The organism is Puniceicoccaceae bacterium (assembly GCA_040224245.1).
Classification (GTDB): domain Bacteria; phylum Verrucomicrobiota; class Verrucomicrobiia; order Opitutales; family JAFGAQ01; genus JAKSBQ01.
Map to the genome: position 1 here is coordinate 17,965 of JBEGIR010000065.1, position 14,466 is coordinate 32,430.

The following is a 14,466-nucleotide window of genomic DNA, read 5'->3' on the forward strand; positions in this document are numbered from 1 at the left end:
AGTCTTTCGACGGCCTGAAGCTGGAACGGCATGTGCAGGCTTCTCTCCAAACGAGGCTCAGTTGCCTGTCCAGTTTTCTGTAACAACTCAAAGCTTTAGAAGTTCTTCCTTCCGCATCAGTGCTTCCTTGGACTCGATGAGAAGCTCCGGGATGATTGACTCGCGACAGCCGAGCATTTCCAAAACCGCTGCATTTATCTCAAACGCCCATGCCGCCGTTCCGGGTGCGCCACCAATGCTCGCGCAAATCCAGCGACTGAGGTGCAGCATTGCTGCAACCTTGAGCTGTGTTCTTGCCTTTAAGGGTTCGAACTGAAATGCGATGGGTTCCACGATGTCATCCGGAAAATTCCAGTTCTGCATCAAGGCCGCTCCGATCTGGGCATGGTCAAATCCAAAGAGCCGACATTCCGCCTGCTGCAGCGTCATTCCATCCTTTTCGATAATCGAAAAGACCTCATGGTAGCGCGTTTCATACACTTCATCGATTACGGACTTTCCAATGTCGTGCAACAGTCCGACAGTGTAGGTAGTTGCCGGATCGCCAACATTCAAGCGTCGGGTCAGCATCTCCATCACAATACCAGTCGCTACAGAGTTGAACCATCGATCAGATGAGTCGATCTGATAGGACAGCATCCCCCGACCCACAAATGCCTTTGCATAGATGTTGGTCACAATGCGGTAAATCTCCCGATACCCGAGTCGTGCCATCGCTTCGTCAATGTCAGTGATGTCACCTTTCCCTCCATAGAGCGCTGAGTTGCTGACACTGAGGATTTTGGCCACCAATCCCGCATCGAGCTGCAACAGCTCCACGATATCCTCTCGCGAGCTGTTCACGTCATTCAAGGCGCGCAGCAGCAGAGGCATGACTCTCGGTGCGGGAGGCAAACTCTTTAAATTAGCAACAACATCCTGCACATTCATGAGAAGGAAACCTCCTGTTTTTCGTTAGGCAATGCAATCTGCAGCAGGCAATTCCCAGTGTTGAGATGAAGCGACCGGTTGCTGAATCCACCCAGAAATTGATGCGCCGGGATCACACCATGCTCACTCAGTTTCGCAAGCACAGCCTCCGCATTCTGCTGACCGATCTTGAACGTGTCCCCCGAAGCCATCACAGAAGCCCCACCTGCGATCACACAATGACTTTGCTCCAAGTCAGCCCCCATGCTGCTCAACATCGACAAGAATTTGGTAACACCAGTATCCGCAAATAAATAAGGTTGGACCTTGGCTTTCTGTACTGCAACGGACGAGGACGGCAGCATCACATGCAGAATTCCTCCCACTTTGTGCACCGGATCGCACATCACCACACCCACACAGGAACCCAATCCGAATGTACTCAGCGTCACATCGCTCTCTGCAGCAATTGCCATGTCACCGACACCCACCACAATGCTGCGGGTTGTGTTTTTGGCTGCGCTTGATCCAAATCCAACCATTTCGGCGGCAGCCTAACATAAAACTCCACCTAATACCGCTCAAAAATGACAATGAGCTACGCTCAGGAATTTTTCCGGAAGGATGCCCACTCCGCAGGCTCCGAGTGCTGCTCCAGCCACTGTTCCAACGCCTGCGGACTGACAAAGGCCACGCGCGATCCATTCTCAACCCACTCCAGCAGCTCTGCTTCATTATCCGATTCCGCATCTCGGATCTGGAAAATTCGCGGCATCAGTTCAAGTTCGCTTGACGCAAGATCTCCCACCACCAGATAGGGAGTGCCTTCGATACGGGTCAAAAATCCCGGAACCATGCGCTCTTCCAGAGAAACCAACACAGTGTTGTCCGCAATAGGAAGTGCCTGTATCTTCAATACCTGAGCTGCACTCGTGCCAGTCCACGTACCCAACACCTGATCACGCAGGTTGGAATCGCCCTGCAGCCATGCTTCCACATCCATGACTTCTGCCGTTGTCACGGTATCCGCCCCATTCTCAGCACGCAGAAATCCAGCCATGACAAAAATGCACAAGCCTCCCAACAGGAAGGGTTTGCGAAACAAAAGGCACTGGCGAATCAAAGACTGCATCATCATCGTATGTCTAATACTCGTCAAAATTTACGATTTCTTTAATCGAACGCAAGGCTTCATAAACCGTGATGCCCACACTGGTTGACAAATTGAGCGAGCGCAGTCCCTGCACAAGCTGTGGAATCTTTACCACGTGCTGAGTACCGACCGCTTCATGCACATGCGCGGGACAGCCCTGTCCTTCATTACCAAACAACAGATAGTCTCCCGGTCGAAAGGGTGCCGACCAGTGACTCTGCTTCCCACGCGTGCTCAGGAGCCAAAGCGAGGCTTCAGGTTCCTTGTGCGCCAGAAAACTTTGCCAATCAGCATGTTCGACCTTGTCCAGCGAATCCCAGTAATCCATGCCGCTGCGACGGATGTGTTTTTCACTCAATGCAAAACCCAGGGGATGAATGAGGTGAAGGCGCAAGCCTGTGTACGCGCACAAACGCCCAATGTTTCCCGTGTTTTGAGGGATTTCCGGCTGAAAGAGCACCACATGCAGCAGTGGTTTGGGTGGGAGCTTATCCGGCATGGTCGGAGCCTTTGTCATAAATTTGTGTTGCCCAGTTTCGGAGCGGCAATGAAAACTGATGAAATCCGCGATTCCATCGATCGGATTCGCGCACGACAACCATGAAAATCGGGATTGCCCAGATCAACACCATCGTTGGAGACCTCAGCGGAAACCGCACCCGCATGCTCGAGGCCTATCGCCACCTGATCGATCAGGGTGCGGAATGCATCGTTTTCCCGGAACTGACGGTCAGTGGCTACCCTCCCCTCGATCTGTTATTCAAACCCAGCTTTGTGAGTCAGTGTGTTGCCACCGCCACATCCATCGCGGAGCAGTCGACCATCCCGCTCATTTTTGGCTGTCCGGTCCCCAATCCCTCCCAGGTCGGAAAACCTCTGTTCAACGGCGCATACGTCTGTGCAGACGGAAAGGTGCTTCACATTGCGCACAAGCGCCTGCTCCCGACTTACGATGTCTTTGATGAAAAACGCTATTTTGAACCCGGAAAAACCCCTGAGATTATCGAGCTCGCGGGCAAGCGCATTGCACTGACCATCTGTGAGGACATCTGGGTCGATTCCGAAAATCAAAATCGCTACGATGTCGATCCTGTTCAGGAGTTACTGCCTCACCAACCCGACTTGCTGATCAACCTCTCAGGCAGTCCCTGGCATGTTCGAAAGACCGGATTTCGCCTGCGCTTTCTTGCCAATGCGGCGCGTTTGCTCGGTTGTCCTGCCGTTTATTGCAACCTCATCGGTGGTAATGATGAACTCATCTTCGACGGCGCAAGCAAGGTGGTGTGCGCAGAGGGCCTTTGCCGCCAGCACTTGCGTCAGTTCGAAACCGACGCTGCAGTGGTGGATCTCGATGCACTCTCATCCCTTCCCCCTCTCGATTCTCCTGAAAATGATCTGGACTGCATTTACAGGGCCTTGGTGCTCGGCGTGCGCGACTATGCGCACAAAACCGGATTTCGAAAGGCGGTTATCGGCCTGAGCGGTGGAATCGACTCCGCTGTCACCGCAGCCATCGCTGCGGATGCACTCGGCCCGGAAAATGTGACCGGAATCAGTCTGCCTTCGCAAATTTCCAGTCAACACAGTCAGGATGACGCCCGGGATCTCGCCCAAAATCTCGGCATTGCGTTTCACACCATCCCCATCGCGAATGTCGTCAGCGCGGTAGAATCGACTCTGGAACCTCTCTTTCGAGACACCCGGCGCGATGTCACCGAAGAAAACATTCAGGCCCGCAGTCGTGGTATCCTGCTCATGGCACTGTCCAACAAATTCGGCTCCCTGCTGCTCACAACAGGTAACAAGAGCGAAATGGCCGTTGGCTACTGCACTCTCTACGGTGACATGGCGGGTGGACTTGCCGTGCTCTCCGATGTGCTCAAGACCGTGGTGTTCGACCTCGCACACTACCTCAATCGAGACGGCGTCCGCATTCCGGAGTCCACCCTCACCAAACCACCGTCCGCCGAGCTGCGTCCCGATCAGAAAGACGAGGACTCCCTGCCTCCCTATCCCTTGCTCGACGCCATCCTGCAGCTCTACATTGAGCAGGGTCTCACCCGCACGGATATCATCGCCCAGGGGCACGACGCCGAGCTGGTCAATGAGATCGCGCGCAAGGTCGATCTCAACGAATACAAGCGCAAACAGGCACCTCCCGGACTTAAGATCACGCGCCTTGCCTTTGGCATTGGTCGCCGCATTCCGATTGTGCAGGGTTTCGTCGGCTGACTGATCTCCCACAACCCCATTCACAAGCGTTTTCACCATCCTGCTTCACCATGTCACATCCCACATCCGCTTCCCTTTTTTCCCGCGCCCTCGCCCGTATCCCCGGCGGGGTCAACTCTCCCGTTCGCGCGTTTGGCTCCATCGGCGGCGAACCCTTCTTCACTGAGCGCGCTCAAGGCTGCACCCTGACGACCACCGAAGGTGTGGAGCTGATTGATTTTGTGGGCACCTGGGGACCCGCAATCCACGGTCACAATCACCCGCGCATCCGCGAAGCCGTACAGGTTGCGCTCCACAAGGGGACCAGTTTTGGCACTCCCAACTGCTACGAGGTTCCCATGGCGGAACTCATCTGTGATGTCGTGCCATCTGTGGAAAAGGTACGCATGGTCAACAGTGGAACCGAAGCCACCATGTCCTGCATTCGCCTGGCACGTGGCTTCACCGGACGCGATAAAATCATTAAATTTGAGGGCTGCTACCACGGGCACAGTGACGCGCTGCTCGTCAAGGCCGGTTCTGGCGCACTCACTCACGGCAATCCTGACAGTGCGGGCGTCACACGAGGAGCAGCACAAGATACCCTGCTCTTACCGTTCAACGATCTGGAGAAGCTGGAATCGGTTTTCAGGCAGGCAGGATCGGAAATCGCTGCCATCATCGTGGAACCTTTCCCCGCAAACATGGGTCTGGTTCTGCCCGACCCCGGGTATTTGGAGGCTCTGCGTGCACTGACTCAGCAGTATGGCACACTGCTCATTTTCGATGAAGTGATGACCGGATTTCGCATCGCACTGGGCGGTGTACAGGAATACCTTGGCATCACTCCCGACCTTACGGCAATGGGAAAAATCATTGGAGGTGGATTGCCTGTAGGGGCCTTCGGAGGGCGTGCCGATATCATGGATTTCCTGGCACCCCAGGGTCCCGTGTATCAGGCAGGAACTCTCAGCGGCAACCCAATGGCACTCGCAGCGGGCATCGAGGCTGTTCGCATGCTAAAGGAGTCCAATCCGTATGCCGACCTTGACCGTCAATCCCGCATTCTCGCGCTTGCGATGGAGAACGCCTTTGAACAAAAGGGCATTCCGGTGCAGATCCCCCAGGTGGGTTCCATGCTTTCCGTCTTTTTCTGCGAATCACGCGTGCGTGACTACGACGATGTGCTTCGCTCTGAGAAATCACACTTCACCCGACTGTTTCACGCCTGTCTGCAGCGCGGACTCTTCCTCGCGCCGTCCCCGTTCGAAACCTGGTTTGTCAGCACCGCGCACGATACTGCTGCCATCGAACGCTCCTGCGATATTCTCACCCAGGCCATTGCATCGCTCTAGGTAACCAGCGACCCATCCTGCATTTCACCCACGACCCTTTTTCCACAGCCATGAGCGATCCCAAACCCAAGACCCTTTACACCCTCAAACTCGATAATGCGCAGATGGACAAGCTCCAGGCCTATCTCGACCATCACCTCTGGGCCTACTATGAAGTCGATCACGCCCGCTTTGCCTTCAAGGGCGACAAGGTCAACATCGTCGCATACCAAAGTGGAAAGCTGGTGATTCAGGGGAAAAAAACGGAGGACTTCGTCACCCATGTGCTCGAACCCGAGATCACCAAGGATCCCCGTCTCGGTTACGATGAGGTTCACCATCCCGAGTGGTTTGAATCCCATGCGGGCATGGATGAGAGTGGAAAGGGCGATCTGTTCGGCCCCGTCGTTGTGGCCACCGTGATCGCAGACCGTCCCATGATCGAAGCCTGGATCGAAGCAGGCATCCGGGACAGCAAAAGTGTCAGCAGCGACGCCCGCATCCTGTCGCTCGAAAAGACCATCCGCCAGACGCGCGGTGTCGTTGTCGAAACCGCCTGGGCCAACATGCGCAAATACAACGAGCTCTACGTGAAATTTGGCAATCTCAATAAGCTGCTCGCCTGGTTTCACGCCAGGGCACTCGAAGCTGCGCTGGACAAAAAAAGGGTGCCGTGGGGCCTGCTCGATCAATTTTCAAAACAACCCATCACCAAGGGTTTTCTCAAGACTCATAAAACGTTTGACCTGCGACAGCGCACCAAGGCGGAGTCCGATCCCGTCGTGGCCGCCGCATCGATCGTGGCCCGTGCCCAGTACGTGCGCGCCGTTCGCAAGCTCGAGGAGCAGGCGGGCATCTCCATCCCCAAGGGTTCGGGTTCCCCGGCGAAGAACGCACTCATCGAACTGGCCTCCAAGCTGGGACCCGAATGCGCACCCGATTTTGTAAAGCTGCATTTCAAAACAGCGACGGAAGCCATTGGGGCACTCAAGTGAATCCGTATTCCTATCCAGACAAAACCACACAATACGCTCAAGAATGTGCATTCCGACAAGGTTCTTGCAATCAGAACACACACGGAAGCGTTTCAGAGCATGAACGCGTTATTCACATTTTTCCGACACAATGACGTTGTATTCCAATGGGCTTGAATTTACATACTGAAGCATGGACGACCAAGATTTGCTCCAATCGGGGTTCCGGTATGCATATTCACTCTGCAATGACTACCATGACGCAGAGGATTATGTGCAGCAGGCTTGGTTCAAACTTCACCGGAAGTATGGAAAAGTAGAAACGAAAGCGTTGCTGTTCAAAACGATCCGAAATTTGCGAATGGATCGCTTGAGGCGCGACAAGATCGTTTCATTCGAGCCAATGGAAGAACGGGAGTTCGACTCCAACTCGGAGGTTCGAGCCTCCAAGGAGGATGTGAAGGCGATTTTGGAACAGTTGAGGAAAGAAGAACGCGAAGCGTTGTATTTGAATGTAGTGGAAGGTTACACAGCACAGGAAATCTCGGAGATGACAGGGTCGCCGCGCGGGTCGATTCTGAGCCTGATTCATCGGGCGAAGAAAAAACTGCATGGTGGACTACTGAGAGGTTATGACAGTGCACTGTGATGAACGAGTAGCAAGGTGGAGACATGACGGAAAACGAAATTGATCGGTGGATAAAGCAGCACTACGCATCGCTGTCCATGAGTGAGGCCAGGATGCAGACCATCCTGAAACGAACCAGCGAAATCAAAGGGACAACCCGACCGTTGAATGTGCTTCCATTTCACCAGCGGGCGTGGTTCTCATATGCGGCAGCAGCATGCATTGCGTTCCTGATTGTATCGGTGGTTGTCATTCAAACGACCCGACGCATGGACGCAGGGCAACCCATGGACATCGCCAATCAGGTCATCGGTCTCTATGCCATGCACCTCGAACCTGACGTCTATTCTGCCGATCTCAGTTCCATCCAGGCAGGACTCAACCACTCCGACTTTTCGATCATTCCGACCAACATGGAACCGATTCAGAACTATCAGGTTCGCGGTGGACGCAGTTGCGGCATGAAGGGTTTGAAAGCTGTGCATGTGGTGCTCGTCAACAAACAGTCCAAGCAGGAGAGCTGTCTCTACGTGCTGCCCGATGTTGAGGAGTTTCAACGCTTTCAGGACGCGCTGGTGGAGGTCGGCAATGAAACCGTGTCTTTTTGGCACGACAATGGTCGTTTTTTTGCACTCTACGATCCCGGCCGCCCATAAATTCACCTGTCTCTTGAGCGCTGCGAATCGGACTCGCTCCTACTTCTCTGCCGCGAGCTGGAAAACACGCACTCCGGGTTGCAGTAAACTTGCAACTTCACCTTTCCACTTGCAACTCGTAGCATCAGTCCCACCACTGAACTGACATCCCCCGAGCTTCGCTTTCAGTTCGCCAGAAGCCAGGAATCCGCTTTGCATAGGTCGCACCATGGCTCAGCGTTGGAAAGTAGTTTGTGAATACGATGGCACGGAATTTTCCGGATGGCAGGTGCAAGACAACGGCACCTCGGTGCAGCAGATCATTGAAACGCGCCTCGCCCACATTTTTGGATTGCCGATCCGCATCCATGGCAGCGGGCGAACAGATGCAGGTGTTCACGCCAGGGGACAGGTCTTCCACTTCGACGCAGATTGGTCCGACGGACCCCACCGCCTGCAGCGCGCCCTGAGCGGCACGTTGCCCCCCAGTATCGTACTGCGTCGGCTGACCCGCGCTTCCGCTGGATTTCACGCACGCTTCAGTGCGACCAGCAAGGTCTACGCCTATCGCTTTTACCTCGGGGAAGCCCCACCCCACCTCACTCGTTTCCACGCCTCACTTCACCCGGGCATCACGCGTCGGCTACATCCAGAGCGCATGCGGGAGGCTCTTCAACTCCTGAAGGGGTGGCATGACTTCGCCGCCTTTGCCGTCAATCGTGGAACCGCTTACCCCCACACCTGGCGCTGCATTCGCGAGGCCACGCTACAGTGCAGTGCAGGTGGACGCATCTGGACGCTGCGCTTTGAGGGCAATGGTTTTCTCTACAAAATGGCGCGCAGCCTCGCCGGGGCATCACTCTCGGTCGCAACAGGTCAGCAGTCGATCACCCAGCTCGAGGCACTGCTTGAGGGAAAGCTCGCACGCAAGGCCCATATCACGACAGCCCCCGCAAAGGGCTTGTCTCTGGAGCAGGTATTCTATACCAAACGGTCCTATCCTTCCCCTCCCCCTCATGCCCCAGAAAACCTTCAGCAAATCGAACTGGATCCGACTTCGTGAAGCCTTGCTCGATTTGCTATTCCCTCGTCAGGATCTATGGAGCCACGAACCTGTGCTCGATTCGGTGACGGGCGGAAAATACCTCTCAGCGACCTCCATCCGCTACCTTCGCTTCATCCATGCCCCAGTTTGCGACACCTGTGGATTTCCACTCTATGGGGTGACTGATGGAAGTGAGGCCTGCCAGCAGTGTCGGCATCTGGCATCGCCTGCATTTGAAAGCAACCGTTCGATGCTCCTGCTCAACCGCCTCGGTCGCCGCATCGTGCACGAACTGAAGTATCATGAGGGACTCTACCTGCTGGAAGATCTCGCATTTCTCGCGCGCAATCATGCCAGCTGGGACTTGAGTGAGCGTGTGAGGGGCCATCAGTTGGTGCCAGTCCCGCTGCACACACTCAAACTACGGGAACGCGGCTACAATCAGAGCCTGTTGCTGGCCAACGTGTTTGCACAAAATCTTGGGGATTCGAACACGTGTGTGCTCGATGCGCTCGTGCGAACCCGCGCCACCCATTCACAGACCCTCATGGATCGTCGCACCCGCATGCGCAATGTGCGCTCAGCATTTGCCATGAGGCCCGACGTTTGCCTCGATCCAAACCGTCCTGTCACGCTCATAGATGATGTCTTCACCACTGGTAGCACAATACACGCCTGCGCGCTCACGCTGCACAAAGCAGGAGTGAAAACCGTTCGTTCCCTCACCCTCGGGCACGGTTGAAGCAACCCCAACATCGCGGCACTGCGACGGGGTAAAAACAGAAAAACCGGCTACCAATCAGCTGCGATTTGCAGCCTTCACCAAGGATGCCTGTCGCGCCTTTGCATTCTTTGACAGATACTCGTCGATGTAGGCAATCGCTTCCTTCTGCGTCTGCTTTACCACTTTGATTCCACAAATGTAAAACCCACCCTGTGGTTGCTTGTAAATCGTATATCCCCGATGATCAATGGTTGTTTCGTTCATACTAACGTCGTTGTGACCTCTATGCTTAACGACAAAAATCGCGAAGACTTAAGCGCCAATACCTATTCTCTGGACCCAACAACAAGTCTCATGGGCAGGAGGGCGGTCAGCTCCTCAGTTTCCCGATGAAACCCGCATGCTCACGCTTTGGAGCATTCATCGATGTGTTTTGAACGGCTTGGTTTTCGCATCTTGATCGGAATCGCGAGGACGCCATACAGCAACACCGCAAGGGGAAAACTGATCACGCGCAATACCATCGCACCTGTGCACTTCCCGATCTTGCCTGGAATCGAGGTGGTCTGCTTTTCGATCTTCTCTTTCTCCGCGATGTGATGCTCCATCAGGTGGATCCACGTCACGGGGTCATACTTGCGCTGGAAGGAGTCGTAATACTCGTGTCCATTCATGCCTTTGCGTGGAAGATCCTCACACTCGATGAACTCCTTCAGCAGGGATTCCACGGATTGCTCTGGTTTCAGGTAAAACCCACAATCGTATTCCTTGACGATGTCGACCACTTCACTCTCCGGATGGCCATACACCATGATCGGCTTCGAGTGTTTGAGGTAGCTAAGCATCTTGCTGGCAAAGCAGATTCCCGGACTCAGCCAGGTTCCCCGATGCGTCATTTCGCTCAACAGACAGGCATGCGCCGCCACAAGTAGTGCCTCATGATCCAAGTCTGACAGCAGGCCCTGGAAGATGATGTTATCCGCACCATTCTCTTTCACGAGGCGGGTCAGATTTTTCTTCTGCGCTCCCTGCCCGCAGATCACCAGCATCAATTCAGATTTTTCAAACGCTGAAACCGCCGGTATCAGATCATCCAGCACCTGCTTGTCTCCCAAATTGCCCGTGTACACGAGCAGTCGACGGGTCGGATACGCATTTCGAAAATGTTCGACACGATCAGGGTCCACCTGACCAGCTGCATGCGCTTTATTGGAAAGAATGATGACATCGTTTCGCATGCCCGCACGCTCCAGGTTTTCCTGCAGGCGTTTTTTCATGCGCGGGCTGATCGTGGACAATGCTTTTGCCCCCATGAATCCAATCTTCTCCAACTGCCGCAACATTGCATGGCCAGCACCAGGCAATCGGGTCGTCTCAAAGGCCGCCCCGATTTCGTCATCCTGCAGGTGAATCGCATAGGAAGCATTCTTGACCTTCGCAAGCAGGCGCAGCACAGGCCCGATGGTGAACGGTGGACTCACCCCAATGTAAAAATCCGCCGGCGGCATGAACATCAGCTGCAGGGTCGACGATACCACGAAGCTGATCTGCTGCACGACCCGCTTGAGGAAGGTCGGCTGCCTGGGAACATAGAGCCAACACCGGCGTACGGTCACGCCGCGAATCGAATCCATTCGAAAGATTCTGCCTTCATCCCGTTTGTCCTTTGCCCAGGCGGGATAGTAGGAAAACGCAGTCACAATCGTAACGTCATAACCCTGCTCGACCAGAGTTTCCGCCAAACGGGTGGTCTGAGGTCCAATCCCGGTCGGTTCTGGAAAATAGTTGATGCCCCACAGCGTGACCCGCCTTTTCCCCTTCGGTTTCGGTTCCTCCAGGTCGTGATCACTCAAGTCGTAAAAGAGTCGAGGGATGAACACATGGGCCACGGTAAGGATCAGGAACGATGACACAAAGCTCGTGCCCACCACCGAGCGACTCACCGCAGGATCGCCCGTCACAATCAAAAATCCCATTACCCCCAAATACACGATCACGTTTTCCAGCAGCGACGCCCCCATCGCGTTTTTCCAGCCCGGAGCAAATTCCAGCGTGCTCTTTCCTGTCAGCAAGGGAATTACAAAGTCAATCGACAGCAGATAGATCAGAAACAGAAGGATAGCGCTTCCCATATAGCCGTTCGCACTGGCAAAGGCCTGCGTCAGCATCGAATGGATCAGCACATTGGCCGCGTAAACCAGAATCGCCAGAACCGCGTAGGACCACTTGTTGATGAGGGTATAAAAGTTCATTGGCAAATTGGGATCTCCCCATGGGTTCAGGGATTCCCCCGATTCAGCGCAAATGCTTCCGCACCCTCCCTCCGCCGTCAAATCCAAAAATCACCTGCTTTCATCGGTCGAATCCCGTTTGGGCGAACCCCTGAGGACTGGTTGCACAAATGCATGGCAAATAGAAAATCTTGCTCAAGTGGCCAGAAGCACCAAGTTCGAACCGTAGCGCGACCTTCCAGCTCGCGCCTCATCTTCAGCTCACTCCGGCTCCCAAAGATGACAACGCCTTCTTCTATTCCGTCACTTGGCTCGGATGGAGCTGGTAAGCTTTCGCAATCTCATGGATCGGTTCGCGTTCCCTAATCGCCTCAAGGGCAACTCTGCTTTTAAACTCTGCGGTGAACTTTCGTCTCTTTTTCATTTGCTGCTTATCACTCTTAGCAGCTTCTCATTTCTGTCCAACTTTTCCCGACCGGCTCAGAAGGCAAGCGATGTAATATAATTCAGTTGTTTAAACCATAAATAGTATTAGCCCCGAAACCTGTTGAGTGTGACCTGTCAGGGAAGATGTTTTCCAGCTTTCCTGAAAACCAGTGAGGCTTTGGTGATACTGCCCTGACCAAAGGTATTGTTCACCTTGTCCAAGACCTGATAGAGGCTTGCCTGCACAGGGTCTTCACGGAAGAATAAATCCTCCTGCTGCTCATCGCTCATGTTCATGGTATTGAACCCGATACCGCGCACGGCAACGCGCTTTCGAAGCAGCGCGCTTACAGTGTGCATGACGGTTGTTTCGCAGGCTTTGAGAATAAAGTCATCGACACTGGTCGGTCCCTCCGTGTGAAACGGAAGGTCCAGTCCCTTCCATTTGCTGCCTTCAAGGCGAAGGTAGCAGCAATAACGGCTCGCTTTTTTACCATAACCCCGCATGCGATAGGCAATCAATGCGATGGCCTTCAGCAATTCGGTCCTGATTTCGTCCGAATCCAGACTCGGCTTTGTGAAGGAATGCATGTAGCTGATTTCGCGAGGAATGTGCGAACTCTGATCCATGACTTTGGCAACATCACGCCCGGCGCAGGTCAGATAAAGCATCTTGCCAAAACTGGCGCCAAACAGTCGCTCAAACACCAACGATCCTCTGGAAACCGCATCCGCTATGGTGTGAATGCCTTCAGCATTGAGCTTGGCGATGCGTTTGCGGCCAATGCCCCAGATGCTTCCAACAGGAAGCGGATGAATGCGTTCCTGCACATCGGTTTCATCAAAAATAACACTCAGTCCATCGGGTTTTTCAAGATCGGATGCAACCTTGGCATAGGTTTTGGAACGGGCGATTCCCAAGGAACAAACCAGCCCCAACTGGCGGTGGATTTCCGCTTTCACCTCCCTGGCGAATTGTATCAGTTCACCCTTCGAACTCTGGGCATGATGAGTGATATCGAGGAAGAACTCGTCAATGGAATAGGACTCGAGCGTCGGGGTGAAGTGCCGAAGAATGTCGGCGATATCTTGTGAAATCGACTGGTATTTCACAAAATTGCCTCGGAGCGGGATCAGGTGGGGACATAAGCGCACCGCCTCAAGGTGGGACATGCCAGTTTTGATCCCAAAGGCTCGGGCCTCGTAGGAAGCGGTCGTGACAATGCCCTTGGGAATACCGTTCTCCCCACGCCAGGCGCCAACAATGACCGGCATGCCATACAGGTTGTAAGCCTGCTGCTCAACCTGGGCGTAAAAGCAGTTCATATCAAGATGCAGGTAAAGTCGTGCCTTGCGATCACTGACGTGCTGGTGAGCTTCGTTAACCGTATTGTAAAGCGTGATGCGATGCACGTGACGGACCCAATCGTAGGAATGGTCTTGCATAAAATTAAAGTGAACATTTGTTTACTTTAATATGATCAGCGATTCAACCCAAAACATTGATGCCTACGTCCTGTTCACTGCAAATGGGAACGGACAGGGAAATGGCCGCAGGATCGAGATCCGGGCCTTTCGCACCCCTTCCGGGCAGAGTCACCGGATCCGGAAAATCCGACAGGTCTACGTGGATCGCAAGGGATCGCACGCCCACATCCACTACATGGTGGAAACTGAAACATCCGCGATTTTTGATCTGGTATTCGATACGGCGAAACTCAGGTGGTTTCTGGTGCAGGAATTGGACGACACCCTTAGCCCGGAGTGACTAAAGGGATGATGGCCTCACCCAGGGTGAGTTTGTGGAGTGCCGCAGTGGCGGCGCGTTTCCCAGTCTTGCTACTGCGAGTCGATCGCTGAAACAACGTTTGTATTATTTCAGCATCCTAAAGACAAATCGATGTCAGATGCTGAGGAAAAGATCGACGGTGGCATTGCTCCAGTCGTGGCTGCGTTCGTCGTAGCGCTCAAAATCATATCCATAGGCACGTGCCAGGCCGGAGGTCCAGATGTCACGCCAGGCATTGGCGACGCAGTCGGGCATCGTTCCATGAGCGACCTTCTGGAGGTAGCGTTGGCTGGGAATGGTGAGACTTTGCAATCCGGAAAGGTCGGGTGCATCGAGCGCGACCTTGCATCCGATAAAGTATGAAAACGGGTGTCGGTGGTCGCCTTCATAGGCAAAGTAGACTGCGT

Annotated in this window: 16 protein-coding genes; 8 read left to right on the forward strand and 8 right to left on the reverse strand. The window is 54.1% G+C overall.

The genetic code is table 11. The annotated features are described in order from the left end of the window. Positions 1–87: 87 nt before the first annotated feature. From ABQ298_10540 to ABQ298_10555, 4 genes are all read right to left on the reverse strand, one after another. Positions 88–930 (reverse strand): HDOD domain-containing protein, encoded by an 843-nt coding sequence (locus tag ABQ298_10540; protein ID MEQ9824811.1) that lies wholly within the window; start codon positions 928–930, stop codon positions 88–90. Then, the gene (locus ABQ298_10545; protein ID MEQ9824812.1) at positions 927–1,451 is read right to left on the reverse strand and encodes a chemotaxis protein CheD; all 525 of its coding nucleotides are present in this window, start codon (positions 1,449–1,451) and stop codon (positions 927–929) included. The genes ABQ298_10540 and ABQ298_10545 overlap by 4 nt, the downstream gene beginning before the upstream one ends. A gap of 62 nt (positions 1,452–1,513) precedes the next feature. Next, on the reverse strand, positions 1,514–1,969 hold the full coding sequence (locus tag ABQ298_10550; protein ID MEQ9824813.1) for a hypothetical protein: 456 nt from the start codon (positions 1,967–1,969) through the stop codon (positions 1,514–1,516). A gap of 85 nt (positions 1,970–2,054) precedes the next feature. Then, complete coding sequence (locus ABQ298_10555) at positions 2,055–2,561, reverse strand: tRNA (cytidine(34)-2'-O)-methyltransferase (GenBank protein ID MEQ9824814.1); 507 nt, start codon at positions 2,559–2,561, stop codon at positions 2,055–2,057. Between the two features lie 101 nt (positions 2,562–2,662). Here ABQ298_10555 and ABQ298_10560 point away from each other — a divergent pair, with 101 nt between their 5' ends. The 7 genes from ABQ298_10560 (at position 2,663) to ABQ298_10590 (ending at position 9,631) form a co-directional block, all read left to right on the forward strand. Next, positions 2,663–4,294: an NAD+ synthase gene (locus ABQ298_10560; protein MEQ9824815.1), complete on the forward strand. Its 1,632-nt coding sequence runs from the start codon at positions 2,663–2,665 to the stop codon at positions 4,292–4,294. A 50-nt stretch (positions 4,295–4,344) separates the two neighbouring features. Then, positions 4,345–5,628 (forward strand): glutamate-1-semialdehyde 2,1-aminomutase, encoded by a 1,284-nt coding sequence (gene hemL / locus ABQ298_10565; GenBank protein ID MEQ9824816.1) that lies wholly within the window; start codon positions 4,345–4,347, stop codon positions 5,626–5,628. A 50-nt stretch (positions 5,629–5,678) separates the two neighbouring features. Next, entirely contained in the window at positions 5,679–6,602 is a 924-nt protein-coding gene (gene rnhC, locus ABQ298_10570; GenBank protein MEQ9824817.1) for a ribonuclease HIII, read from the forward strand. 172 nt (positions 6,603–6,774) lie between these two features. Beyond that, complete coding sequence (locus ABQ298_10575; GenBank protein ID MEQ9824818.1) at positions 6,775–7,230, forward strand: RNA polymerase sigma factor; 456 nt, start codon at positions 6,775–6,777, stop codon at positions 7,228–7,230. 23 nt (positions 7,231–7,253) lie between these two features. Continuing rightward, positions 7,254–7,865: a hypothetical protein gene (locus tag ABQ298_10580; GenBank protein ID MEQ9824819.1), complete on the forward strand. Its 612-nt coding sequence runs from the start codon at positions 7,254–7,256 to the stop codon at positions 7,863–7,865. A 208-nt stretch (positions 7,866–8,073) separates the two neighbouring features. After that, positions 8,074–8,907, forward strand: a complete 834-nt coding sequence (gene truA / locus ABQ298_10585; GenBank protein ID MEQ9824820.1) for a tRNA pseudouridine(38-40) synthase TruA — start codon at positions 8,074–8,076, stop codon at positions 8,905–8,907. Continuing rightward, entirely contained in the window at positions 8,861–9,631 is a 771-nt protein-coding gene (locus ABQ298_10590; protein ID MEQ9824821.1) for a ComF family protein, read from the forward strand. The genes truA and ABQ298_10590 overlap by 47 nt, the downstream gene beginning before the upstream one ends. A 57-nt stretch (positions 9,632–9,688) precedes the next feature. Here the strand turns inward: ABQ298_10590 and ABQ298_10595 are convergent, their stop codons facing one another. From ABQ298_10595 to ABQ298_10605, 3 genes are all read right to left on the reverse strand, one after another. Then, complete coding sequence (locus ABQ298_10595; protein ID MEQ9824822.1) at positions 9,689–9,877, reverse strand: hypothetical protein; 189 nt, start codon at positions 9,875–9,877, stop codon at positions 9,689–9,691. Positions 9,878–10,017: 140 nt separating this feature from the next. Further along, positions 10,018–11,865 carry a glycosyltransferase gene (locus ABQ298_10600; GenBank protein ID MEQ9824823.1) on the reverse strand — a complete coding sequence of 616 codons (1,848 nt, stop codon included), beginning with the start codon at positions 11,863–11,865 and terminating at the stop codon, positions 10,018–10,020. A 540-nt stretch (positions 11,866–12,405) separates the two neighbouring features. Beyond that, on the reverse strand, positions 12,406–13,716 hold the full coding sequence (locus ABQ298_10605) for a DNA polymerase IV (GenBank protein ID MEQ9824824.1): 1,311 nt from the start codon (positions 13,714–13,716) through the stop codon (positions 12,406–12,408). A 31-nt stretch (positions 13,717–13,747) separates the two neighbouring features. On the opposite strand from ABQ298_10605, the gene ABQ298_10610 reads away from it, so the two are divergent. After that, entirely contained in the window at positions 13,748–14,038 is a 291-nt protein-coding gene (locus tag ABQ298_10610) for a hypothetical protein (protein MEQ9824825.1), read from the forward strand. Between the two features lie 135 nt (positions 14,039–14,173). Here ABQ298_10610 and ABQ298_10615 read toward each other — a convergent pair. After that, the coding region (locus tag ABQ298_10615) for an effector binding domain-containing protein (protein ID MEQ9824826.1) at positions 14,174–14,466 on the reverse strand (293 nt) is incomplete at its 5' end.